Source organism: Proteus appendicitidis (genome assembly GCF_030271835.1).
In the GTDB taxonomy this organism is placed as follows: domain Bacteria; phylum Pseudomonadota; class Gammaproteobacteria; order Enterobacterales; family Enterobacteriaceae; genus Proteus; species Proteus appendicitidis.
Genome location: NZ_CP127389.1, coordinates 1,951,102 through 1,975,290, shown reverse-complemented (window position 1 = coordinate 1,975,290; position 24,189 = coordinate 1,951,102). Strand labels below are relative to the sequence as shown.

Annotated in this window: 20 protein-coding genes; 12 read left to right on the top strand and 8 right to left on the bottom strand. The window is 35.9% G+C overall.

All coding sequences use genetic code 11. The annotated features are described in order from the left end of the window. Positions 1-523: 523 nt before the first annotated feature. The 4 genes from QQS39_RS09240 (at position 524) to QQS39_RS09225 (ending at position 4,225) form a co-directional block, all read left to right on the top strand. Complete coding sequence (locus tag QQS39_RS09240; protein WP_151435140.1) at positions 524-901, top strand: lysozyme inhibitor LprI family protein; 378 nt, start codon at positions 524-526, stop codon at positions 899-901. A 205-nt stretch (positions 902-1,106) separates the two neighbouring features. Continuing rightward, positions 1,107-1,640 (top strand): carbapenem self-resistance protein CarG family protein, encoded by a 534-nt coding sequence (locus QQS39_RS09235; RefSeq protein WP_285805825.1) that lies wholly within the window; start codon positions 1,107-1,109, stop codon positions 1,638-1,640. 217 nt (positions 1,641-1,857) lie between these two features. Next, on the top strand, positions 1,858-2,658 hold the full coding sequence (locus QQS39_RS09230; protein WP_151435138.1) for a MetQ/NlpA family lipoprotein: 801 nt from the start codon (positions 1,858-1,860) through the stop codon (positions 2,656-2,658). A gap of 283 nt (positions 2,659-2,941) precedes the next feature. After that, positions 2,942-4,225 (top strand): cystathionine gamma-synthase family protein, encoded by a 1,284-nt coding sequence (locus QQS39_RS09225; RefSeq protein WP_151435137.1) that lies wholly within the window; start codon positions 2,942-2,944, stop codon positions 4,223-4,225. A gap of 65 nt (positions 4,226-4,290) precedes the next feature. Here the strand turns inward: QQS39_RS09225 and QQS39_RS09220 are convergent, their stop codons facing one another. After that, positions 4,291-4,848, bottom strand: a complete 558-nt coding sequence (locus QQS39_RS09220; protein ID WP_285805824.1) for a GNAT family N-acetyltransferase — start codon at positions 4,846-4,848, stop codon at positions 4,291-4,293. A 222-nt stretch (positions 4,849-5,070) separates the two neighbouring features. Between QQS39_RS09220 and QQS39_RS09215 the strand changes: the two genes are divergently transcribed. The 3 genes from QQS39_RS09215 (at position 5,071) to nifJ (ending at position 10,309) form a co-directional block, all read left to right on the top strand. Then, complete coding sequence (locus QQS39_RS09215) at positions 5,071-5,916, top strand: helix-turn-helix domain-containing protein (protein ID WP_285805823.1); 846 nt, start codon at positions 5,071-5,073, stop codon at positions 5,914-5,916. A 132-nt stretch (positions 5,917-6,048) separates the two neighbouring features. Further along, positions 6,049-6,600 (top strand): metallophosphoesterase, encoded by a 552-nt coding sequence (locus QQS39_RS09210; protein ID WP_285805822.1) that lies wholly within the window; start codon positions 6,049-6,051, stop codon positions 6,598-6,600. A gap of 172 nt (positions 6,601-6,772) precedes the next feature. Further along, entirely contained in the window at positions 6,773-10,309 is a 3,537-nt protein-coding gene (gene nifJ / locus QQS39_RS09205) for a pyruvate:ferredoxin (flavodoxin) oxidoreductase (RefSeq protein WP_285805821.1), read from the top strand. A gap of 92 nt (positions 10,310-10,401) precedes the next feature. On the opposite strand, the gene ydeE is transcribed toward nifJ, so the two are convergent. Continuing rightward, a complete protein-coding gene (gene ydeE / locus QQS39_RS09200) occupies positions 10,402-11,589 on the bottom strand; it encodes an efflux MFS transporter YdeE (RefSeq protein ID WP_151435133.1) in 1,188 nt (395 codons plus the stop codon). Between the two features lie 304 nt (positions 11,590-11,893). Here ydeE and accA point away from each other — a divergent pair, with 304 nt between their 5' ends. Together accA and QQS39_RS09190 are read left to right on the top strand one after the other, a co-directional pair. Next, positions 11,894-12,856 (top strand): acetyl-CoA carboxylase carboxyl transferase subunit alpha, encoded by a 963-nt coding sequence (gene accA, locus QQS39_RS09195; protein ID WP_100158242.1) that lies wholly within the window; start codon positions 11,894-11,896, stop codon positions 12,854-12,856. 78 nt (positions 12,857-12,934) lie between these two features. Then, the gene (locus tag QQS39_RS09190; RefSeq protein WP_151436744.1) at positions 12,935-13,822 is read left to right on the top strand and encodes a LysR family transcriptional regulator; all 888 of its coding nucleotides are present in this window, start codon (positions 12,935-12,937) and stop codon (positions 13,820-13,822) included. 3 nt (positions 13,823-13,825) lie between these two features. Here the strand turns inward: QQS39_RS09190 and QQS39_RS09185 are convergent, their stop codons facing one another. Next, positions 13,826-15,328 (bottom strand): MFS transporter, encoded by a 1,503-nt coding sequence (locus QQS39_RS09185; RefSeq protein WP_285805820.1) that lies wholly within the window; start codon positions 15,326-15,328, stop codon positions 13,826-13,828. 152 nt (positions 15,329-15,480) lie between these two features. Here QQS39_RS09185 and QQS39_RS09180 point away from each other — a divergent pair, with 152 nt between their 5' ends. Continuing rightward, entirely contained in the window at positions 15,481-16,077 is a 597-nt protein-coding gene (locus QQS39_RS09180; RefSeq protein WP_100158240.1) for a TetR/AcrR family transcriptional regulator, read from the top strand. Positions 16,078-16,177: 100 nt separating this feature from the next. Here the strand turns inward: QQS39_RS09180 and QQS39_RS09175 are convergent, their stop codons facing one another. Continuing rightward, on the bottom strand, positions 16,178-17,374 hold the full coding sequence (locus tag QQS39_RS09175; RefSeq protein ID WP_285805819.1) for an MFS transporter: 1,197 nt from the start codon (positions 17,372-17,374) through the stop codon (positions 16,178-16,180). Between the two features lie 120 nt (positions 17,375-17,494). Between QQS39_RS09175 and QQS39_RS09170 the strand changes: the two genes are divergently transcribed. After that, complete coding sequence (locus QQS39_RS09170) at positions 17,495-18,406, top strand: LysR family transcriptional regulator (RefSeq protein WP_285805888.1); 912 nt, start codon at positions 17,495-17,497, stop codon at positions 18,404-18,406. A gap of 72 nt (positions 18,407-18,478) precedes the next feature. Here the strand turns inward: QQS39_RS09170 and QQS39_RS09165 are convergent, their stop codons facing one another. Beyond that, positions 18,479-19,069 carry a TetR/AcrR family transcriptional regulator gene (locus QQS39_RS09165; protein ID WP_285805818.1) on the bottom strand — a complete coding sequence of 197 codons (591 nt, stop codon included), beginning with the start codon at positions 19,067-19,069 and terminating at the stop codon, positions 18,479-18,481. A gap of 140 nt (positions 19,070-19,209) precedes the next feature. Between QQS39_RS09165 and QQS39_RS09160 the strand changes: the two genes are divergently transcribed. Beyond that, complete coding sequence (locus QQS39_RS09160; protein ID WP_285805817.1) at positions 19,210-20,412, top strand: MFS transporter; 1,203 nt, start codon at positions 19,210-19,212, stop codon at positions 20,410-20,412. 70 nt (positions 20,413-20,482) lie between these two features. Here QQS39_RS09160 and fhuB read toward each other — a convergent pair whose 3' ends face one another. From fhuB to QQS39_RS09145, 3 genes are read right to left on the bottom strand one after another with little or no spacing between them, the layout of a single operon-like run. Further along, positions 20,483-22,450, bottom strand: a complete 1,968-nt coding sequence (fhuB, locus tag QQS39_RS09155; protein WP_285805816.1) for a Fe(3+)-hydroxamate ABC transporter permease FhuB — start codon at positions 22,448-22,450, stop codon at positions 20,483-20,485. After that, on the bottom strand, positions 22,440-23,360 hold the full coding sequence (locus QQS39_RS09150; RefSeq protein WP_285805815.1) for an iron-siderophore ABC transporter substrate-binding protein: 921 nt from the start codon (positions 23,358-23,360) through the stop codon (positions 22,440-22,442). Before QQS39_RS09150 ends, fhuB begins: the two co-directional genes overlap by 11 nt. After that, positions 23,351-24,133: an ABC transporter ATP-binding protein gene (locus tag QQS39_RS09145; protein WP_151435126.1), complete on the bottom strand. Its 783-nt coding sequence runs from the start codon at positions 24,131-24,133 to the stop codon at positions 23,351-23,353. Before QQS39_RS09145 ends, QQS39_RS09150 begins: the two co-directional genes overlap by 10 nt. Positions 24,134-24,189 lie beyond the last annotated feature (56 nt).

Genomic DNA, 24,189 nt, shown 5'->3' with positions numbered 1-24,189 from the left:
ATATTTTTTCATATCTTGAAAAATCCACCATGGGCACATAGACCCGTGAGTATTATAAATTAGACTGGTTAGTCTAATTAATTAAAGTGATTTTATTAAATCTTGCTTAAGTAGGCGCTGACAAAACAAGTTTCTTGTTAAAGTAAGATTGATTAGGTATTTCAATAAAAGTGACTCAATACAAAAAACCAAACAATAGAATATGACTACTATTTTACTTATTTTTTTACAAATGACATTTATTGTTAAAGAAAAAAGATATTGAGTTATCATTTTTTTAAATTTGTATTAAATAGACATTTTCTCTAAACTAAATATTAGCATAATTGCTCAGAATTAAATATTTTCGTCTAAATTGGATTATTTAAAATAGAGTGTTTTTGTATTGTCCTCACGTAATTGTCATCTAGGAAATTTTGCTAAAATGATAAATAGCTTACTTTGTTTTTATCTTTAAATTAAGTAGTAAAGGAATAAAGTAAATATCTTTAGCGATATTTTTAATCAAAAAAAGGACTGTGTGATGAAAAAACTTATCCTATTCGGTGCAATATCTGGCGGTATACTATTTTGGTCTATACATTTACAAGCAGATAATTTTGATTGTCGAAATGCAGCAACCCAGACTGAAATTAATCAATGTGCATATCAAGATTTTCAACAAAAGGATGAAGAGCTTAACCATATTTATCAACAATATTACACCAAATTAGATGGTGGTCGAAAAGCTCAGCTTAAACAAGCCCAATTGGTTTGGATTAATTTTAGAGACCTCTCTTGCCAATATGAAGCTGACTATTATCAAGGTGGAAGTTTGGCACCAATGGTATATAGCAGTTGCTTAAAAGATAAAACGAAAGAAAGAATTAGCGACCTTAAAAATTATATTGCTCTATATTAAAGATAAATTTTAAATCTAAAAAATATAATCACTAAAAATACATTCTTTTTATAATAGTCAAATAAGTATAGTGGTTGCCATGAAAATAATTTATATATGATATAAATGTAAATTTTGTATTGTTTTGAAACATAAAACCCCTTGACTAATTACTGTTACAAAGTAGTCTGATGCGCAAGTAATAAGCAACAAAGAAGTGAATAAAATGGGTAATATATTAAAACTTGGGCTAGGATTACTTTTTTTATCGTTACCATTTGTTTCAACAGCAACTGATATTCAACTCGAATATGGAGTAAATCTTATCGATTTTAATGGTGATGGTGTTCCTGATGTCGTCGTTAAATCTAGACGAGCATTAAATGATTCAACCTTTGTTGATCTGGTAACTGTTTATATCAAAGGAAGTGATCAAAAAGCTTATATTGTTCCATCCATATATGCTAATGCGTTGAGCCTTTTCAACAATAAGATTAAAGGTACAGATATCACTATCTCTGATTTCAAATTTATTGAGAAAAAAAACCACGTTGTATTGTTAAGCGCTGAAAAAGTAGGAAACAACCTACAAAAAACTACGCCAATCCGCTTTTCAAGTTATTCTATTTTAGAACATAAAAAAGGTGATGAAATTCAGTTTAAATGGCGATTTAATAGCTATTGTGTAACTGAATCATTTTATCTTAGTGTAGAAGATGCGTATTCTGATAATTGTATAGACAAAATCATTAATGAATAAATCTACAATTAAATAACAAATACATCATATTATGATGTGTCCTTTTTTTGTTTTATAAAACAATGTATTGTGAAAATATAAATAATATTCCTTTCTTTATCTGCATTAGGTACTTGTATCATTTCTTGTTCCTTGTTATTAATCTACTGTTAGGATATTTCTTAATCAAAATGATTTTTATGGCGCTGTTTTATCAAAGTCTGTTTAAGAGGGAGATATGAAGGAAATTATTACAGGTTTACTTCTAGCCTCAATATCACTATTTACTGTATCTTGTTCACAAGAAGATACACATAAAGTAAAAGTGGCAATTAATACAGGGCCTGATCAAGTGATTTGGGATGAAGTAATTCGTTTAGCGAAATTAACTGAAGGGTTAGATGTTGAGGTTGTTGCTTTCAATGATTATGTTCAGCCTAATAAGGCATTGAGCGATAAAGAAGTTGATGCGAATGCGTTTCAATCAATTCCTTATCTTCAAGCTCAAATAAAAGAGCATGGCTACCAATTTCATATTGCCAGCAAAACATATATCTTTCCTTTAGCCGCGTATTCTAAAAAAATTAGCGATATAAATGAATTAAAACCTGGTGATGTCGTTGCAATCTCAAATGAAGTTAGCATGAAAGGGCGCGCACTTTTATTACTAGCAGAAAATAATCTCATTACTCTTAATGATAATGTTGGTTTCACGCCAACAGTAGATGACATTATCTATAACCCAAAAGAAATCACTTTTGTTGAAGTAGACTCACCTAAGCTTACTGAAGCATTAAATGATCCCAATATCACAATGGTTATAATCAACAATAATTTTTCCTCTCAAGTAGGGCTTATTGCAACTCGTGATGGATTAATCTTAGAAAATAAGAATTCACCTTATGCTAATGTTATTGTAACGCGTGAAGATAACAAAAATGATGAGAATATAAAAAAATTAGTCTCAGTTCTGCATTCAAGGCAAATCGAGTTAAAATTCAAGGAAATGTATAAAGGTGATGCGGTAAGAGCTTGGTAACGTCCCTTAACTTAAAGGTAAAAAGAAACACGCATTCTTTTTATCTTTAAGTTTATCCTACTGTTTTTTCCTTCTTTTTAACTAGAATAATCAACTTTTATTTAGTCAAATAACCTTGATTAAATACCACTCAACGAATAGAACCTTTTATTTAGCGTTATATTTATGCTTAAACTCGATATGTTTATATAACTGCTGGTTTTTATTCTATATAAAACATTCTAACAACATGAATTTTTTTCAGTATGATAAAGATCCTTCATTAAACATAAGAAATAAAAAAATGACTGACACTCAATTGAAAAAACAATATATCGGCGAGCATAAACTATCACCAGAAACACTAATGATGAGTTATGGCTATGATCCATTACTCTCTGAAGGCTCCGTTAAACCACCTGTATTTTTAACATCTACCTTTATTTTTAAAAGTGCAGAAGAGGGTAAAGCTTTTTTTGATACCGTAAGTGGTCGAAAACCTTTACCAGAAGGTGAAAAGGCAGGTTTAGTTTATTCTCGCTTTAATCAACCTAATAGTGAAATTGTTGAAGATAGACTGGCTGTTTATGAAAATACACAATCTTGTGTATTATTTTCATCAGGAATGTCCGCAATTACCACAACATTAATGGCATTAACACAGCCCGGTGATGTTATTTTACATTCACAGCCGCTTTATGGTGGAACAGAGACGTTAATTGCCAAAACACTTGCTAAATTTGGTATCCAAGCCACACCATTTACTGATGGGCTAAACCTTTCACTTATTCAAGAACAAGCAGATAAAGCCAGTCAAAAAGGGCGCGTATCCGTTATTTTTGCAGAAACTCCTGCAAACCCGACTAATTCATTAGTTGATATTGGAGCATTAAAGAACGTTGCGGACCAATTAGAAAAAGCGCAAGGCTATCGCCCTATTATTGTCTGTGATAACACATTACTTGGCCCTGTATATCAGCATCCGATAGAACAAGGTGCTGATGTCTCAGTCTATTCTTTAACTAAATATGTTGGTGGACATTCAGATTTAGTCGCCGGTGCTGCAATGGGATCTCGTGAACTTATTAATCAAATCAGATTATTAAGAGGGGCAATAGGGACACAATTAGATCCTCATTCTTGCTGGATGCTAGGTCGTTCTTTAGAAACGTTACAAATTAGAATGGAAAAAGCCAATCAGAATGCATTATTAGTTGCAGAATTTCTGCGTGAACACGAAAAAGTAAAAGCAATTCATTATTTACCTTTTGCCGATAAAAATTCTGTTGAAGCTCAGGTTTTTGCTAAACAATGTACAGGTGCAGGATCAACTTTCTCATTTGATATTGTGGGTGGCGAAAGTGAAGCTTTCCGTTTTCTTAATGCAATGAAAATTTTTAAACTTGCAGTAAGTCTGGGTGGAACGGAATCTCTAGCTTGTCATCCTGGTTCAACAACGCATTCGGGTGTACCAATAACATTACGACATAGCATTGGCATTCAAGACACAACTATTCGTTTATCTATTGGAATAGAAAATCCACAAGATTTAATTGCTGATTTATCCCAAGCATTAGCAAGTGCTTAATTAAATTGCCTTGTTAATATTAAAAAACACCAGATAATGTGAATTTCACAATCTGGTGTTTTGTTTTAATAGGTCTGTTTTTGGATCTCAACCCATTCCTCTTTAGTTAAGCGACAAATATTTTCAACTTTCACTTCATCTAAAAATTCTGCGTATTGTTCTTCAATAACGTGATGAAATTTAAATCCGCATTTTTCTTGTGCCTTTTGTGACTTCTCATTATCAGCGAAATAGCCACACCATAAATTATCTAATTCCAGTGTTTCGAAGCTATGGCGACTGATTTCTTTGACGGCTTCTGGTATTAAACCGTTCCCCCAAAATGGCACACCAATCCAATAAGAAACTTCAGCATCATTATCCCCAATCGGGAAATTACTCTCATTTGCGAAAGATAATCCAACCAAGCCGATGGCAAGATCATCATCAATTAACGTAACGGCATAAACTTCATCACGCATAAATATAGTGCGAATAATTTCGGCACTTTCTTCAACGTTTTTATGTACTGGCCAACCTGCAATGGGACCAATGCGTTCATCTTTTGCATATTGATACAAACTTGATGCATCAGAAAGTTTCCATGGGCGTAGTATAAGTCTCTCTGTTTTTAATGTTTTCATTTCAATAATTTCTCTTAATTTTTAAATATTCTACAAATTATCTTACGGCTTTAAGATGCGTGTATTCTAAAGAAAGCAACTAAAAAACCGAATGTCATAAAAGAGGTAAAATCGGTACTTTTAACAACTAAATGAGAGGGAATACTTGTTATTACGTTCAATATCGTCAAATATAAAAACATAAAGTTGGTTAAGTCAGGAGCAAAAAGAGGTAATGGATTTATGCTGAGCCAAGTATTGTCACAACTTAATACTTCACCGCAACATGCCATTATAGGTGAAAGTAATATGATGAATGAAATAGGTTATCCTTTACCATTATCCTATATCGTCGTCATGATTTGCTTAGAAGGGAGGGCGGTAATCAATATTAGTTTTCAAAAACAGGTGATCAAAGCGAATGATATTCTTATTTTAGGCGATGATATGATGGCCGTTTTGAGTCAAAAATCAGCGAATTTTCGCTTATTCTATTGTTTTCTCGATAAATCTTTTGCTTCAGAAATTGCTTATTCTCTTTCTAATACTTTATTTGCTTTTCTCCATGACAATCCTATTTGTCACCCACATAAAGAACAATATGAAGCCTTAAATAGATGGATTCAACAACTAACACATATAGATAACAGTTATTCTGAACACAGAAAATTAATGTTAAAAAACCACTTACAAAATCTCTTTTTTGCTATTACTGAATCAATACCCGCTCATTTCTCTATCGCCAAAAAAGAATTTACTCGTAAAGAAAAGCTCTGTTGGCAGTTTTGGGAATTGATTGGCAAGCATTGTTTAACACATAGAGAGGTGGCTTTTTATGCAAATCAGCTTAACATTACACCGTTCTATTTATCTCAAATAACAAAGCAATTCTTTAATGATGCGCCTAAGACTTTGATTAACCGTCAAGTCATCCTTGAAATAAAGGCATTATTAATGCACACTTCGCTGTCGGTAAATGAATTATCAGTGAAGCTCCATTTTGAAGATCCCTCTTATTTATGCCGATACTTTAAAAGAGAAACGGGTAATTCTTTATCTGGTTACCGTAAACAACACCAACGACAATAAAACTGATGATATGGTATTTATTGTTTTATTTTTAATTAAAGGAGGCAATTATGTTGAAAAAATATCACTATACAGACCGAGGGAAAATATTTTCTTTAGGTTAAGATTTTTATTACTTATTAAGAAATTACTATGATTTACTTTACTTCTGATACACATTTTTGCCATTCAAATATCCTCAATCTTTGTGGTCGTCCATTCAATAGTGTTAGCCATATGAATGATACTTTAATTCATAATTGGAACGCTTACGTCTCCGATAATGATGAAATCTACATTTTAGGTGATTTTCTTTATCGAGGAACAGGACGAGATGCCAATCAAATCTTGCGCCGATTAAAAGGTAGAAAGTACCTTATCCGTGGAAATCATGACAAATTTCTAGACGATCCGGAATTTGATGCATCTGCATTTGAATGGGTAAAAGATTACTTTGAATTGGATTATAAAAAACGAAAAATTGTGATGTTTCATTATCCTATATTGGAATGGGCTGGTTTTTTCCGTGATTCAATTCATTTATATGGTCATGTACACAATTCACAAAAAGATCCGGTTCAACGTAAACGTTTAGATGTTTTAGGAAAAAATGCAATTAATGTCGGTGTTGATGTCAACGATTTTTTCCCTATTAGCATTGAAACCATACTAAAAAAACATCGAAATAATCTTATAAAGATATAACTATTATTTAATTCATTGTTAAATAACAAATTTATTAATTTGCCAATGTTGACTAAAATCATCTTATTGGCAAATAAATCACTCTTGAGCCACAAATACGATAATTCCTTGTAATTAATTTCTGCTAATTTCAGAAGCATAAGAAAAAAGATCAACAACAAAGGTAATTATTGTGAGCCATAAACTGCCTCCTTATATCACAACAGATGCTAACCAAGCTGTTGCTTCTATCGCTTATCGCTTAAATGAAGTTATTGCTATTTATCCCATAACACCTAGCTCTACGATGGCGGAATATGCTGATCGTTGGGCCGTTGCTCACCAGCCCAATCTTTGGGGGGATATACCTCGATTAATGGAAATGCAATCCGAAGGCGGTGCGATAGCAACAGTTCATGGTGCATTACAAACAGGTGCGTTAGCCACCACATTTACCTCGTCTCAGGGATTATTATTAATGATCCCATCACTTTATAAAATAGCAGGGGAATTAACGCCTTTTGTATTACATGTCGCTGCACGCACTGTCGCAACACATGCATTGTCTATTTTTGGTGATCATTCGGATGTAATGGCAATACGACAAACGGGCTGTGCGTTACTTTGTGCCAATAGTGTGCAAGAAGCGCAAGACTTTGCGGTGATTGCGCAGATAGCAACACTCAATAGCCGTATTCCATTTGTTCATTTTTTTGATGGATTTAGAACATCACATGAAATGAATAAAATAATGTCCATTTCTGATGATGAACTCAAACAGCTTATTCCATACTCTGCGATTGAAGCTCATCGCCAACGTGCATTATCGCCAGAATCGCCTGTAATAAGAGGAACTTCCGCTAATCCTGATACTTATTTTCAAGCTAGAGAAGCCTCAAATCCTTGGTATAACAGTGGTTATCAACATGTTGAAGAGGCAATGAATTTGTTTGCCAAAGTGACTGGGCGTACTTATCAGCCATTTGAATACTATGGACATCCTCAAGCAACACGAATTATTGTTCTAATGGGTTCAGCCGCGGGTCCTTGTAAAGAAGTTATTGATATGCTCAATGCGCGAGGCGAGAAACTCGGCTTACTTTGCGTACATCTTTATCGCCCATTTTCGGCGCGCCATTTTCTTGATGCTATTCCAAATTCAGTTGAGTCTATTGCTGTTCTTGATAGAACTAAAGAGCCTGGCGCACAGGCTGAACCTCTCTATCTTGATGTTATTACGGCATTTGCCGAAGCCTATCATCAAGGTGAACGTGAAATATTGCCTCTGACTATTTCTGGTCGTTATGGATTATCTTCAAAAGAATTCGATCCAGATTGTGTTATGGCTGTGTTTAAAGAATTACAGCAATCTAAACCTAAACGTCGGTTCACTGTTGGTATCTATGATGATGTAACACATTTATCAATTATGCCTATAGATGCCAAATTACCTGAACATCATAAACTTAGCGCACTCTTTTATGGATTAGGTAGTGATGGTTCTGTTTCTGCGACTAAGAATAATATTAATATTATTGGTAACAACACACCGTTATATGCCCAAGGCTATTTTGTTTATGACTCAAAAAAAGCAGGTGGATTAACTGTTTCTCATTTAAGGATCAGTCAAACGCCGATTAACTCAACTTACCTCATTAAACAGGCTGATTTTATTGGTTGTCACCAATGGCAGTTTATTGATAAATACCAAATTGTTGAGAAATTAAAAGTAGGGGGCACACTTCTATTAAATACCCCTTATTCAGCGACAACCGTTTGGGCTAAATTACCGCAAGAAGTTCAAGCGTTACTTATTGAAAAAGAAGCGCGCATCTATGTTATTAATGCTTATAAGATTGCGCGTGAATGCCAATTAGGCGCACGAATTAATACCATAATGCAAACAGCATTTTTCCACTTAACATCTCTTTTCCCTGCCGAAAAAATAAATGATTATCTGCATCAGACAATTATTAAAAGTTATCAAAATAAAGGCGAAGCATTGGTTAATGCGAACTTAATGGCGATTTCACAAACATTGTCTGCATTAGAGCGCATTCCTGTGGGAGCTGTATTAACCGAAAGCCCTTATAAATCCCCGATTGTTGCTGATAATGCACCTGATTTTGTCAAAACAATCACGGCCATGATGATAGCAGGGCTTGGTGATAGTTTACCTGTTTCGGCATTTCCACCTGATGGCACATGGCCAACTGGCACAACACAATGGGAAAAACGTAATATTGCTGAATTTATTCCTGTCTGGAAACCGTCATTATGTACACAGTGCAATTATTGCGTTGCCGCTTGCCCTCATGCTGCCATTCGCGCAAAAGTGACCAAGCCTAGCCTGTTAGAAAATGCGCCAACGACCCTTGAAAAACTGCCTGTAAAATCTCGTGAAATGAAAGGGTTAGACTATATTTTACAAGTTGCACCTGAAGATTGTACTGGCTGTAACTTATGCTATGAAGTTTGCCCAGCCAAAGACAGACAAGATCCAAACATCAGAGCGATCAATATGATTGAAAAGCTTGGTGTATTAGAACAAGAAAAACAAAACTTCAATTTCTTCAATCAATTACCTGATTTACATCCTTCTGAATTAGAAAAAATAGATATCAGAACATCACAATTAATTACGCCACTATTTGAATATTCAGGTGCATGTTCTGGCTGTGGTGAAACCGCCTATATTAAATTGTTAACTCAGCTTTATGGCGATGAATTATTAATTGCAAATGCCACAGGGTGTTCATCTATTTACGGTGGTAATCTCCCAACCACACCCTATACCACAAATAGAGAAGGTAGAGGTCCCGCTTGGGCTAACTCCTTGTTTGAAGACAATGCCGAATTTGGTTTAGGTTTTCGTCTCACTTTAGATCAACATAAAAAACGTGTTGAGCGCTTATTAAATCGATTTGCAACAGAAATACCCGCTTCGCTTTATCAAACGTTGACTGATACGAACAATTCTAATCAGGATAAACGCAATGGAATTAATGAGCTATCTACTTTATTAGGTCACAGTAGTGATCCACTAGCCAAAGAGTTACTCCATGATGCGCACTATTTAATGCAAAAGTCTGTATGGATGGTTGGCGGTGACGGTTGGGCTTATGATATTGGTTTTGGCGGGCTTGATCATGTATTGAGTAGCGGTGAAAACGTTAATGTACTGGTGTTAGATACACAATGTTATTCCAATACGGGTGGGCAGCAATCTAAAGCAACCCCAATGGGGGCTATTACTAAATTTGGTGAGAATGGAAAAAACAAAGCTCGCAAAGATTTGGGGATCACCATGATGATGTATGGCAACATTTATGTTGCTCAAATCGCTATTGGCGCTCAAATGAACCAAACTATTAAAGCCATTCAAGAAGCGGAGGCCTATCAAGGACCTTCACTGATTATTGCTTATAGTCCTTGTGAAGAGCATGGTTATGACTTGGCCTTTAGCTATGAACAAATGAAGCAACTGACTGCATCAGGTTTCTGGCCTCTCTATCGGTTTGATCCTCGCCGTGAACAAGAGGGTAAAAATTCGCTAATGTTAGATTCCAGAGTCACTAACCAAGTCGCTTCTGCGGTGTTAAATAAAGAGCAACGTTTTAATCGGCTATTTAAAATCTATCCTGATAAAGCAATGGCATTAGCGGATCAAGCACAACGTAATATTGAGAAGAAATATGCTTTACTTAGTCTATTGGCAGAGAAAGCATAAAGTCAAAGACTGAATAAACTATAAATCCCGCTTTGCTAAAAATCATAACCCCCGTAAAACAGGGGGTTATGATTTTATTAATACCCAATATATTAAACAGATATCATTTTATTTCGGCTGGCATTCATACCTTGGATCATACAAAACCAAGCCAATGCAGAAACGACCATTAAAATAGTGAATAAAGAGGCTGGTGGAAATGCAGTTAAAATAAAACCACTAACAAGTGGATTAAGCGCAGCGCCTAACCAACCGAGTGACTGTGCCGAGAAATAACTGGCTTTCATTCCTAACGGGGCAATATTATCAATCATCATATACTCACCAGGCGCATAAATTAATTCACCAAAGGTAAATACCGCGATAGCTAATGCCCAAAAGATTAGATTATCGCCAGCAAATATAAAACCAAGTAAGCCCAGCATAAAAAATAACGTACCCAGTGTCATTAATTTACGAAGTCTTTCGGCTGTAACATGCTTACCGACAATATATTGTAGAGAGACAACAATGGCAGCATTTACAGGTAATACAACCGCAATGACAGACTCTGCTAATTTTGCATCGTACACCACTAAAATATATTGTGAAATACACGATGCGAAAGAGCCAAATGTTAATGTTCCGAAAAAAGTTGAGAGCACAAACCAACTCAATGCTCTGTCTTTTAGCATTATTTTCGGGTCCCATTTCACACTATTTTCTTCATCTGTATTCACCATTTTTGAGCGTTGAACAAAAACTTGGATCATAAATAGTGGCAATGTTGCAGAAATAGCCGCAAGCCAGAAAGGCAATTGTGTCCCATACATTAATAATAAGGTGCCGATAGGAGGACCCACCGTCCATCCCATATTGATAAAGGTATAGTTTAAAGAGAATATTTTAGGCTTTGCTGAAACCGATAAGGTTTCAGAAAAATACGCTTTTAATACGGTTGAAAACACTAAATAAGAGCAGTTAATTACAGAGAAAAAGATAACGACTAAAATAGTGCTATGGACAAGAGGGATTGCGGCAAATCCGAAAATAAACGTTAGAATTGCCAATATCATATAACGTTTTTTCTCAAATTTATCAGCAAGCATGCCAAAGCCAAGGCTGAAAAAAATTCCCGTTGTTAATGCAATAGACATGGCAATACCAATATCATCGACGGGTAATTGATACTCTCGTGACAAATAGATTGCCATAAACGGTAATGTTGCACCTCTTCCGATGGTAAGAAGAAGTGATGAAAATAGCAGAGCAGTTGTGGAGCGTGTTTTTTTTGAGAACATATTATCTTTATTCTAATTATTTGTATTTTATGGGGTATTTTATTATTTGTGCGATTTTTTACGGGTGAAAAAAGAACAAATTCGCACTGTATATTAATACATGACTTAGTAATTACTGTATAGCTTAAAATTAGAAAAAAAGCTCTTTTTGATCTTGTTTTTTTCCTTGCTGATCTTGTAGTAATGTTTAATTATCCCATTTTTGATAATAGTGTTTATCAAATTCCTCTCTATCAACACATTGTTATTTTTTCTAAACTGAATCAATCACTGTTTTATTTACTGCATTAAATCTGAGGTCGTTATGTCTTTTATTCATCTTGAATTTGAAAAACCTATTGTTGAATTAGACGAAAAAATAGATGCATTGCTCACCTTTAAGCAATCTCAAGATGAACCAACAGGGATTAATTTAGATGAAGAGATCGCACGTTTAAGGCAAAAAAGTCTTTCGCTGACAAAATCTATTTTTACTGATTTAGGTGCTTGGGAAATTGTGCAACTCGCTCGTCATCCCATGCGCCCATATACCCTTGACTATATTAAAGCGGTTTTTACTGATTTTCAGGAGTTGGCGGGTGATAGAGCTTACGCTGATGATAAAGCGATTGTTGCGGGTTTAGCGCGTTTAGACAAAATGCCTGTCATGGTGATTGGGCAACAAAAAGGGCGTGATACCAAAGAGAAAATTCTGCGTAATTTTGGTATGCCATCACCAGAAGGTTATAGAAAAGCATTACGTTTAATGAAAATGGCAGAGCGCTTTCATCTACCTGTTATTATTTTTATTGATTCTGCTGGGGCTTATCCCGGTGTCGGTGCTGAAGAACGAGGACAAGCAGAAGCTATCGCTCGTAATATTCTTGAAATGTCACGATTAAAAACACCTATTATTTGCACTATTACTGGTGAAGGATTTTCTGGAGGTGCGCTCGCTATTGGTGTAGGTGATAAAGTGAATATGCTGCAATACAGTACTTATGCAGCTATTTCGCCAGAAGGGTGTGCTTCTATTCTATGGAAAAGTTCTGATAAAGCGCCAATTGCAGCAGAAACCATGGGAATGACAGCACCTAAATTACAATCATTAGGTATTATCGATGCCATTATTCCAGAGCCATTAGGCGGCGCTCATCGTGATCATCAACAAGCTGCAGAATTTCTTAAACAACAGCTATTAACTGACTTAGCCTTGTTAAAAAGTTATTCAACCGAAGAACTCCTAGATAAACGCTATCAAAAACTCATGTCTCACGGTTACTGTTAATTATTAACGAGTGAAAAGAAAATGAATGATACACTGCCTATATTGAGTAATAGAAATACAGTAGGCAGTGAATTATTTATGCAAATCGATCTTAATTTATTACGTATTTTTTCTGCCGTAGCAGAGCAAGGGCAATTTGCAGCCGCCGCTCGGCTATTATCTATGCCTACTTCAAATATCAGTCGTGCAATTAAGCAACTTGAACAACAACTTAATTGTAAACTTATTGATAGAACAACTCGAAAAATGCGCCTTACTGAGCAAGGAAAAATCCTCTATCAGCAAGGAACAAAAACCTTAACTGAATTAGACAACGTTGTAAGCAATATCACCAGTGATGGACCATTAACTGGCACTTTCCGTTTAACGATCCCAAGTGAATATGGCAGTGAGCTACTTGGTGATATTTTGGCTGATTTTGCTGCACTTCATCCTAATTTACTGATCCAATGTGATACCCAATTAATGCCAAGAAATATCATCGATGATGATATTGATTTACTATTAACTTTTCACCGTGGAAATTTAGCGGATAGTAGCCATCACTCACGCTTAATTAAATCATGGCGCAGTATTGTTGTGGCATCTAATGAATTATTAGAAAAAACAGGAATACCTACACATATTGAACAGTTAAGCAAAATGCCTTGTATTTCTAGTTTAAGCGCCTTAGAAGGGCAACCCTGGATATTTATGGATGAAGATAAAAAACCAATCAGGGTAACCATTAATAGTAATTATCGAGTAAACAGCGCTATATTGGCAAAATCAGCAGTATTAAAAGGATTAGGATTTGCTATTTTAGCCGAGCATTGCTGCCTTGATATGATTAAAGAAGGGAAGTTACGAGCTATTGAGTTTCCTCAACAACCCGCAACAATTAATTTAGTGGCAATATATGCAACTCGCAGTAAGCTCTCACGTAATATAGAGTCTTTTCTAGAATTTTTATCTCAGCGTTTATAAACATTAATCTGTGATTTGTTGAGTAAGTGCTTTATGTTTTGCTTTAACAGGAAAGAGCACTATAAATAAAGTCACAAAACATGAGATCCCCGCAGTCGCAATTGCATAAGCAAACCCCGAATTAAATGCCTCTGGTAACAAAGTGATAAACCCTTTGTCTAAACCATTTGTCGTATTTTCAGTCACCAAACTAACAATATCGATATAATTTACAGATATTCCCAATACTTGGCTTTGGATCACCATATAATGAATTGCTTGTTGCACCATCAATGTACCTAATAAAGCAATTCCCATTGTCATACCGGTTTGTCTTAATGCATTCATGGTTGCAGACGCCATACCAGAACGAGACGGTGGCACACTTTTCATCACTAAAGCACCTATTGCGGGTGTTGATAATCCCATTCCAGCACCTAATACAAACAGATAGCTTCCTGTTATTCCATAGTGGCTATTTGTTGCTAATGTCGCTAATAGACAAGAAGAAATAGCGATAAATAAGAAACCACAGATCATGAGTTTCCTAACGGAGAAATAAGAAGAGAGTCGTCCAAAAGACATAGAAAACAGCGCCATTGCAATAAATTCTGGTGCCATTCTCCATCCCGTTTCTAATGCACTCCAACCTTGTGCTTTTTGCAAAAAGAAAGCGATAAAAAATACATTGCTGTATGTAGCAAAACCCAAGGTAAAAGAAGAAAGGTTATATTGAAAGAATGTACGATCTTTAAATAAGGTCAGTGGTAATAAAGGGCGTTCAACACGTTTTTCTATCATGACGAAAAGGGCAAGAAATATAATCCCCGCAATCAGTGTTGATACCGTTCTATAATGTGACCAACCCACAGAGCCAGCTTCAATCAAACCATAAGTCAGTGATCCTAATCCCAACATACTGGTTAATTGGCCAAAGGGATCTAAAGCAACATTATCAGGATCAGCACTCTCACTTAATCCATACCAACCTAATAAAACGGTAATAATGCCAATAGGAATATTAATAAGAAATATGCTCGCCCAACCACTAGCATGAACTAAAACACCCCCTAAAATAGGACCAATGATAAGCGACAATGCACTAACAGAAGACCATATTCCGATGATACGAACTCGCTCAATATCAATAGGAAAAGCATGAGTAATTAAAGACAATGCGCCCGGAATAAGTGCAGCAGCGGCAATACCTTGAATAATACGACCAAGAATTAATATTTCATGTTGCTGTGCAATTGCACAAATTACTGAGCCTAACGTGAAAATAATCACGCCCCATAGCCACACTTTTTTTCGCCCAAAGCGATCACTTAAAGGACCTGATGACAAAATACAGGCTGATAAACAAAGCGCATAAGCATCCACAATCCACTGCAAGGTTGCCATATCAGCATGTATATCATTTTGAATAGTTGGCAGAGCCACATTCACGATACTAATATCGAGAGTTGCCATAAAAGTACCTAAACAAATGGCACAGATAAGTGACAGTCGTTTTAAATAAGTCATAAGCTTTATTGCCTTAATGATGAATAATATTAGCATAATAATACTCGACTGACCGTCGGTCAATGGTTATTGATAATGAGTTTCATTTATCATCATTGTGAGTCGCTTTAATATAGAGTACTCTTTACCAGCGACTTTGAGGGAGATAAGCAATGTCATTAGAAGAACAAACCACAGATAAACCGAGAACAAAACCCGCAGAGGTTCGTTTAGAAGAGTTAATGAATGCGGCAGAAGCGTTATTTCTTGATAAAGGTTTTGATGCCACAACCGTTAGCGATATCGTAAAAAAAGCAGGGGTAGCAAAAGGAACGTATTATCACTATTTTTCTGCCAAAACAGACGTTCTTGATGCACTCAGAACACGTTATATGGATTGGTATTTAAATAAAATAGATAACGCAATGGACGCCTGCTCACAACAAGATCACCGTGAAAAATTAAAACAATGGTGTGAAATCAGCGTTATTGCTTATGTTGAGAAACAAGAATTACACGATATGCTTTTTCATCAAGTATTTCATCAAAGCAGCAATATTCATGAAAATAGAGCATTACAACAAATTCAAACACTGTTAATTTCGGGTACAGAAAATAAAACGTGGCACGTTACACAACCGGAATTAACCAGTACATTGATTTATCATGGTATGCATGCTGCGGTTGATAATTTAGGTCATAGCGAAGAATATACCGCAAAAACATTAGGTAATATGTTATATCAGCAATTTACTCAATTACTAAAATAAGCCAAATTTTATCGTGACAGTGTCACGATATTAGTTTTCTAAAAGAGAAAAGGGTAATAACTAGCTATTACCCTTTTTATTTATGCCAAACGTGAGTGTATTATTTATCTGAACATTTCATGTACTTTGATGCAAAAATACACAATAAAGCGGATGCAATAAACAATATAGCAATAAGTAATGTTGAATTTAATCCATAATTATCAACAATTAAGCCACCTAAATAAGCACCTAATGCAATAGCTAAATTAAAAATTGCAATATAAGCAGAACTTCCTAATTCAATTCCTTTAGGAACCGCAGTCATTATCCATGTCATTAGTGCTACTGAAACACCACCATACATTAATCCCCAAATTAACATAACGGCGATTGCTATTACTGGAGATGCCACCCAAAACAGAAAACCTAAAAAGACGCTTAAAATGCCGATAATAATAATCGAAACCGCAACATTGAGCCTTTTTGCTGATTGAATACCAAAAATAAAATTACCGATGATACCACTGATACCATAGGCAAATAGAAGTAATGCTAATGTGTTATTTGACAACATAGCCGTCGTTTGAAGTAATGGGCGAACATAAGTAAACACCATAAAATGCGCGCACACGAGAAAGAGTGTAACTAATAATCCTAAGACTAACTTTGTATTTCTAAACTGTACAAAGAAGGCTTTAGTGTGCGAAGACCTTGAGCCTAGTAATGAAGGTAAACAAATAAACATTAATACTAATACGGCGAATGAGAATAACCCCATAACAATAAAAGCACCACGCCAACCTAGATATTCACCAATAAAAACACCCATAGGAATACCTAATACTGATGCTGCGGCAACACCACCAAAAATAAGTGAAGTCGCCAAAGCAACAGATTTTTCTGGCACTAATCTTAATGCTAAGCCACCGGCAAAAGCCCAAATACCACCAATACAAAAACCAACGATAGCTCTGGCAATTAATAGCTGAATGATTGTCGTTGAATAAGCTGAAATGATATTGGAAACAACTAAAAGTAGAGCCAAAAATAAGAGTATTTTTTTACGATCTTGCTTACCAGCACTAATAACAACGATGGGTGAAAAAAAGGCGGCAATAATGGCAGGAATAACTATCATAAAACCAGATATTCCTGTTGATATGCCAAAACTATCTCTAATGGGATTTAATAACCCCACAGGCAACATTTCTGTGGTTACCACTGAGAAAGTGGCAAGGCTTAATGCAATAACGGCCCACCAATGATGATGGTGACTGCAATTCATTTTCTGTGATACTGACGCGATATTCTCCATTGAGACTCCAATTACTCGTTCTTTATTTATCGCGTTTTAGTCTATCTGTCGCTATATTGGAGATAAACACCGTTAAAGTCACAACATTGGGGAATAAAAGTGGCAAATAAAAAGCTCACAATGCCTTTTGATAATATTTCTGATCTTACTGTTTTTATTCGAGTGGCAGATTTATTGAGTTTTACCCTTGCAGCAGAAAACTTAGAGATGTCTCGCTCAGCGGTAGGGAAAAGCATTGTACGTTTAGAAGAACGACTAAGTTTACGTTTATTTCATCGAACTACACGCAGTATTAGTCTAACGGCTGAAGGTGAATTATTTTATCAACATGCACAACTTATCTTAAATGAAATTGAAGAAGCGAGCGCTGCTCTTGATAAACTTAATGAAAACCCAAGAGGGCGTTTACGCATTGATTTACCTGTTGCTTTTGGGAGACGTTATATTCTACCGTTATTACAAACTTATTTAGTGCAATGGCCAGAGTTAGATGCTGAAATTACTTTTTCGGATGAATACACTGATTTAGTTAAATACGGTGTCGATTTGGCTATTCGCATTGGAGGTAATGATGATAGTCGATTAATGCGTAAAGTATTAGCACCTCACCGTTTAATAACCTGTGCATCTCCTGATTATTTTGAACGAAATGACACGCCTCAATCTCCTAATACATTGTCACAACATCAACTAATTGCTTTTTCCCATCAAGGAACAACCGTACCGTGGAAATATCAAACTCATCAAAAAGAGTTTACGCTTCCCGTTAAAGGAAAATTACGTTTAGATAATACAGAAGCTATTTTAGATATGGCATTATCTGGTTATGGAATATGCCAACTAGGCGAGTTTTTAGTAGGTGAATATATTAAATCTGGCAAACTAACTCCTATATTATTAGAATATACGATTAATCTTGCACCAATTTGCGCTGTTTATCCCTCTAAACGCCATTTATCTCCTAAAGTACGCTATTTACTTGATTTTATTGAGAAGCAATGGCAGGGAAAAGCAATATGGCAAATAACATAATCACTAAAATCATGGTAGAAAATACGATAAACAATGGCGAGGCTTATTCAAATAAACCTCGCTGTATTTTATTTATGCTGCCGAAATACGTAAGCTGTTTAATAAAGTATCTAATGTTGATTTGGCTTGTTTTAGCTCAGTTTCACCATCAAGACTGTTTGCTATCCATAAAGCCGTAGCTTCTAAGCTACCATAAATAAATAGAGCCAACATTTTTGAGTCAGACTCTACCAGTATTTTATTCTCAATAAGTTTATCAATCATATTGCTCATAGAGATTACACAATGAGTCGGTAGTTCAGTCAGTTTATCACTTAAAACAGCCCTTGAATCTCGCATAATAATACGCTGAATTTCAGGCTCTAAAGCCATTTCTAAATAGGTATGACAGCGCATTGAAAATGCCAACCAAGGATCATCAATGGTATTTGAGATAGCCTGCAAACGAGCATCCATCTCTGTATCTATTTGTGCAACAACAGCAGATAACAATCCTTTTTTATCGCCAAAATGGTGATATAACGCTCCTCGCGTTAAACCTGCTTGTGCCGTTAAATCATCCATCGATGCTTCTGCATAACCTTGTTCACAAAAGACTTTTCTTGCAGTTTCTAGTAATAACAGCCGTGTTTCTTCCATTTCAGCACGAGTACGCCTAGCCATTTTCTCTCCTTTTTCAAATATACATACGTACTGTTTGTATATTTACATTCAGTTCGTATGTATATATGATTTATACATACGCCATGTATGTATTATCTTGAACCCTTGTAAAAATGGCAAGGGTAAACATAAGGAAAACTATGATAAGTACTTATCAAACGCTATTTAGCTATAAAGGAACCGCATCTTTTACTTTGGCTGGAATGATAGCTCGATTACCGTTACCCATGATGGGTATTGGTATCATTATGATGATTTCACAAATCACAGGCAGTTATGCATTAGCGGGTACAATTTCTGCTAGTTTTGTTTTTACTTATGCTGTGTTATCGCCTCAAATATCACGCCTAGTTGATACTTATGGGCAATCTAGAATTTTACCTCTATTCACATTAATGAGTGTCATTGGAATAGGGGGAATGCTATTGGCAACATGGTTACAGTGGCATATTAGTTTATTATTTATTTTCGCGGTACTAATTGGATTTATGCCATGTATTTCCGCTATGGTAAGGGCGAGATGGACGGCAATTTATAAAGAAGATGATCATTTACAAACCGCATATTCATTAGAAAGTGTATTTGATGAAGTGACCTTTATTCTTGGTCCACCCATTTCTGTCACATTAAGTGTCGCTTTTTTTCCACAAGCAGGATTATTAATGGCGGCTATTTTTCTTATTATTGGTGTATTATTACTCGTTTCACAACGCAATACAGAACCCGCAATAAAATCAATATCTTCTGAATTAACACTTTATAAAACACAATCTGTGATCCGCTTTTCTCTCGTGAAAATCTTAACTGTTATTATGATTTTTATGGGGGCAATTGTAGGCACCATTGATATCTTTAGTGTGGCTTTTGCTAATATTCAAGGAGCGCCCATCGGTGCCAGCCTTGTATTATCAGCTTATGCCATTGGCTCTTGTTTTGCTGGTTTGTTTTATGGCACGCTAAAATTATCAACACCATTGCATCGCTTATTATGTTTAGGTGGTATCGCAACTTTTCTCACTATTTTACCTCTTGTTTTTGTCGGTTCTATTTATAGCTTAAGTTTTGTCGTATTAATTTCAGGAGTCTTCTTTGCGCCCATGATAATCGTGACAATGTCACTTATTGAGAAAATTGTGCCAGAAAATCAGCTTACTGAAGGAATGACATGGTTACTTGCAGGGTTAAATGTAGGTACGGCAGTTGGGGCGATATTAACAGGGCAACTTATTGATTATTCGGGTGTTCAAGCGGGTGTATGGATTGCCATTGGCGCAAGTGCTTTAGTGATGTTAATTGCATTTATTGGTTTTAAACGCATAAATAATTACAACAATAAGATTTAAGCATAATCAATAATAATTAAAGCCTAAGAATATCAGCAAGATTAATGTTGATATCTTAGGTTTTTTTTAATCAGCGATTACGATTTAACAGCATTAAACAAAGGAAATAGCTCCCCCCTAAAATTGCCACTAAAGTTCCTGCGGCAATTTGTGCAGGATAAATCAATATTTGCCCAAGCCAATCAGCCCAAACCATTAAAGTCGCACCAATTAATCCCGAAAGAATTAATTGTGATTTTATTTTTTGAGCGCCAATTAATACCGCCATATGAGGGGCGACTAAGCCAATAAAGGCGATAGGACCAACGGTTGATGTAACTAATGCACATAACAGAGAAACAATGATCAGTAAAATAATACTTGCTTGTGCTGTATGTAATCCTCGCGCTAATGCAAAGCTTCGACCGATAGATATTAATGCCAACCATCGAGTGAGTAATAAAACAACGCCCACAATAAAGATGATAGCTAATGCAAAATAAATAGCTTGTTGCTCTGTTACACGATAAGTAGAGCCTGATAACCACAGTAATATTTTATAGCTACTTAACGAACCTTTTGCTAAGAAAAACTGAATAAAAGCCTCTAAACTCGCGGTTAATGCAATACCTGTTAAGATCAAGCTGGCAGGGGCATATTGGTGTCTTTTACCCAACACTAATAAGATAATCATAACCACACCGCTTCCTAATAACGCGGTTCCCCATTGTGATGTTTGTAAAGTACTTCCCAGAATTAAGCTAGAAAATACTAAAGCGAAAGTGGCACCGGATGAAACACCTAAAATATCGGGGCTGGCTAACGGGTTATAAATTAAACGTTGTAAAATAACGCCAGCAATAGCCAGTGCAACACCAGCAAAGAGTGCTGTTAATAGGCGAGGAAAACGTAAAGCCCCTTGATAAACAGAAGGTACTTCCCAAAACCATTGGCGCTCATTAATATGAATAAACAGGGTAAGCGTCAATCCAAGCATTAATAATGCAGTTATTCCTATAACCGTATAATTTGATAGTTTTTTAGTTTGAGAAATAATTGAAATAGAAAGCTGATCTAGAGCTTGCATTTTCTTACGACTAAACCAAATTAATGCAGGCGCGCCAATAGCGGCAGCGGTAACACCACTTGGAATAACCGTATTAAGCCACTGGCCAGCCCATATTGCCAAGCTATCCGTAATAAGCAATAAACATATTCCCATTAGACCACTGGCAATAAGTTCTTGGCGAGCAGTTCTTGCGCCTAATGTTCTTACAATATTAGGTGCAAGTAATCCGATAAAACTAATCACCCCAACAACGGTAATAGAGACAGAGACTAACCAAGTACTTAATATAATAAAAAAGGCAAATGCAGGTAAAACAGATAATCCTCGAGCCGTTGCGCCTTCATGGCCCAAACGTAATAATGTAAGAATACGAGGGGCAAAAATAAAAATAAGTAAAACAGGGGCTATCCGAGGTAATAGCCAAAAAAACGGTTCCCAGCCATCTTGAGCTAAATCTCCGGCTCCCCACATAAATATATTTTGAGCGAATTGAGCGTTTAATGTCACTAATGCCGTTGCAATAGCACCTAATAAAATATTGACCACCATACCTGAAACAACTAAAGGTAAGCCGGTCATATTGCGAATTCCTGCAATAATAATTACCAGAGAAAAGGCGAATAAAGCCCCCATTGTTGCGGCTACTGCACTATAATCTGCAACCAAGCCTGTGAACCAAATATTAACGATCACTAGGGCTAGCCAAGCACCTGATGAAGTTCCTAAGGTTAAAGGAGACGTTAAATTATTTTGCGTTAATTGCTGCATTAAACTTCCAACAACACCAAATAAACCGCCAATAACAACCGTCATGGCTAAACGTGGTAATTGCGCATGTAAGAAAAAAACATCAGCAAAAGGCATTGTTGTGGCTGAATGAGTCAATAAATATAGTTGGCGAGATAAAGAAAGAGAATTATCAATTTGTAAGCTGATAATGCTTAATAAGATGATCGCCAAAAAATAGAAAGTATATTGCTTAATTTTCATTATTCGGTGCCATATCTAATAAGCTTTCTGTAATTGCATCTGCCATTAATGTTAACGAGGTCATCCCTCCATAATTCCAGACAGGCTTAACTGAATGAAAATGCCCATTTTGTACAAATGGCATCGCTTTCCATAATACCGATTTTTGCAGTTTACTTTCATCAGGAAAAGGCAACATATAAAGAACATAACCATGTGTAATCTGTTGCAATACATTCATTCTTCGTTGATCAATCCCCCAAGGTTGAGGAGGTAATGATATTGCCGATTTCAGCCCCAGCTTATTTATCACATATTCAGTTGTTGAGTTTTCAGTATATAAAAAGACGGAGGTAAGCGTAGAAAAGCGGATCACTTCTACTTCAGGTAATGTGATAAATGCTTGCTGTAACTTTGCTTTTAATTGCGCAAAAGTCGCATTCATTTCATCTAATTTTTGCTGTGCGAGAGCTTGTTTTCCCAAAAGTGAAGCAAGGGTATTAAAATGTGCTAGAGCAACTTGTGCCGCATTATCTTGGCGAGAAAAATTAGGTAAATAAATCACCGGGGCAATGGTTTCTAATACAGGTAATAAGTCTTGTTGGGAGCTTGACGCTAAAATAAGATCGGGTTTTAACGTCGCTATTTTTTCTAAATTAGGCTCTGCTCGCATTCCGACTTCTTCAATAGAATCTGGTGCAATAGGGTGAGCAACCCATTGGTTATAACCTGCAATTTCAGTTGCCCCTACGGGGATAACGTCGAGTGTTAATATTTGTTCAAGTAAATCCCAGTCTAAAACAATAATACGTTGCGGTATGTTAGAAGCCTTTTCATTATTATTTTGCGCTGCATTTGCTGTGGGAATAATGAAGAAAATAACTAAACACAAGGACAGTAAATTAACTATTTTTTGTAATACTACACGCATACCACTGCCACCTTATGTTGTTGTGAACCTTTATTATCAGGGTGCTCAATCAGCTTAATCGGTGTTTCATAAAGTGCAGAAAGTCGTTTATCATCAAAAAGTAATGACGCTTCACCTTCAAACGCAATTTTGCCTTTTTTAAGCGCGATGATATGAGTGGCATAACGTAAGGCAAGGTTAAGATCATGCAAAATAACAATAATACCAACGTGCTGAGTTTGATTTAATTCACTCAACAATTCCATAAGTTGATATTGATGATGTATATCTAATGCTGATGTTGGTTCATCTAAAATTAAAATAGGTGATTGTTGAGCGAGTAACATGGCAACCCAAGCCCGTTGACGTTCGCCACCCGATAAATTATCAGCCAGCGTATCAGCAAAAGGAAGTACTCCCGCTTTTTCCATCGCTATTGTGATAATTTCATCATCTTTTTTATTCCAACGCCCTAATGTTCCACGCCAAGGAAAGCGTCCTAAACGCACTAATTCTCTGACAGTTAATCCAGCAGAAGCAGGGAGTTTTTGAGGAAGAAAGGCGATTTGTTTAGCCAGATCACGAGGCTTATAATGTGAGATATTGCTGTTATTTAGTGTAATAGATCCACTATCTGGAGCTTGCTGGCCTGATAACAAACTGACTAAAGTCGATTTACCGGAGCCATTATGACCTAGCACAATGGTTAGCCCTAGATCTGAAATACGCAGTGAGGGGATTGATAGGATAGTGCGTCCACCGCGATCCATTTGAATATTTGAGAGTTCAAACATGGTCACTCATTTATAAAATGATATTCCGCCTTTTATTGTATGATTAACAACAAAAG

Bases quoted from the DNA above. Each gene is read 5' to 3' on its own strand.
- QQS39_RS09240 (WP_151435140.1), top strand. From the start codon at position 524: ATGAAAAAACTTATCCTATTCGGTGCAATATCTGGCGGTATACTATTT.
- QQS39_RS09235 (WP_285805825.1), top strand. From the start codon at position 1,107: ATGGGTAATATATTAAAACTTGGGCTAGGATTACTTTTTTTATCGTTA.
- QQS39_RS09230 (WP_151435138.1), top strand. From the start codon at position 1,858: ATGAAGGAAATTATTACAGGTTTACTTCTAGCCTCAATATCACTATTT.
- QQS39_RS09225 (WP_151435137.1), top strand. From the start codon at position 2,942: ATGACTGACACTCAATTGAAAAAACAATATATCGGCGAGCATAAACTA.
- QQS39_RS09220 (WP_285805824.1), bottom strand. From the start codon at position 4,848: ATGAAAACATTAAAAACAGAGAGACTTATACTACGCCCATGGAAACTT.
- QQS39_RS09215 (WP_285805823.1), top strand. From the start codon at position 5,071: ATGCTGAGCCAAGTATTGTCACAACTTAATACTTCACCGCAACATGCC.
- QQS39_RS09210 (WP_285805822.1), top strand. From the start codon at position 6,049: ATGATTTACTTTACTTCTGATACACATTTTTGCCATTCAAATATCCTC.
- ydeE (WP_151435133.1), bottom strand. From the start codon at position 11,589: ATGTTCTCAAAAAAAACACGCTCCACAACTGCTCTGCTATTTTCATCA.
- accA (WP_100158242.1), top strand. From the start codon at position 11,894: ATGTCTTTTATTCATCTTGAATTTGAAAAACCTATTGTTGAATTAGAC.
- QQS39_RS09190 (WP_151436744.1), top strand. From the start codon at position 12,935: ATGCAAATCGATCTTAATTTATTACGTATTTTTTCTGCCGTAGCAGAG.
- QQS39_RS09185 (WP_285805820.1), bottom strand. From the start codon at position 15,328: ATGACTTATTTAAAACGACTGTCACTTATCTGTGCCATTTGTTTAGGT.
- QQS39_RS09180 (WP_100158240.1), top strand. From the start codon at position 15,481: ATGTCATTAGAAGAACAAACCACAGATAAACCGAGAACAAAACCCGCA.
- QQS39_RS09175 (WP_285805819.1), bottom strand. From the start codon at position 17,374: ATGGAGAATATCGCGTCAGTATCACAGAAAATGAATTGCAGTCACCAT.
- QQS39_RS09170 (WP_285805888.1), top strand. From the start codon at position 17,495: ATGCCTTTTGATAATATTTCTGATCTTACTGTTTTTATTCGAGTGGCA.
- QQS39_RS09165 (WP_285805818.1), bottom strand. From the start codon at position 19,069: ATGGCTAGGCGTACTCGTGCTGAAATGGAAGAAACACGGCTGTTATTA.
- QQS39_RS09160 (WP_285805817.1), top strand. From the start codon at position 19,210: ATGATAAGTACTTATCAAACGCTATTTAGCTATAAAGGAACCGCATCT.
- fhuB (WP_285805816.1), bottom strand. From the start codon at position 22,450: ATGAAAATTAAGCAATATACTTTCTATTTTTTGGCGATCATCTTATTA.
- QQS39_RS09150 (WP_285805815.1), bottom strand. From the start codon at position 23,360: ATGCGTGTAGTATTACAAAAAATAGTTAATTTACTGTCCTTGTGTTTA.
- QQS39_RS09145 (WP_151435126.1), bottom strand. From the start codon at position 24,133: ATGTTTGAACTCTCAAATATTCAAATGGATCGCGGTGGACGCACTATC.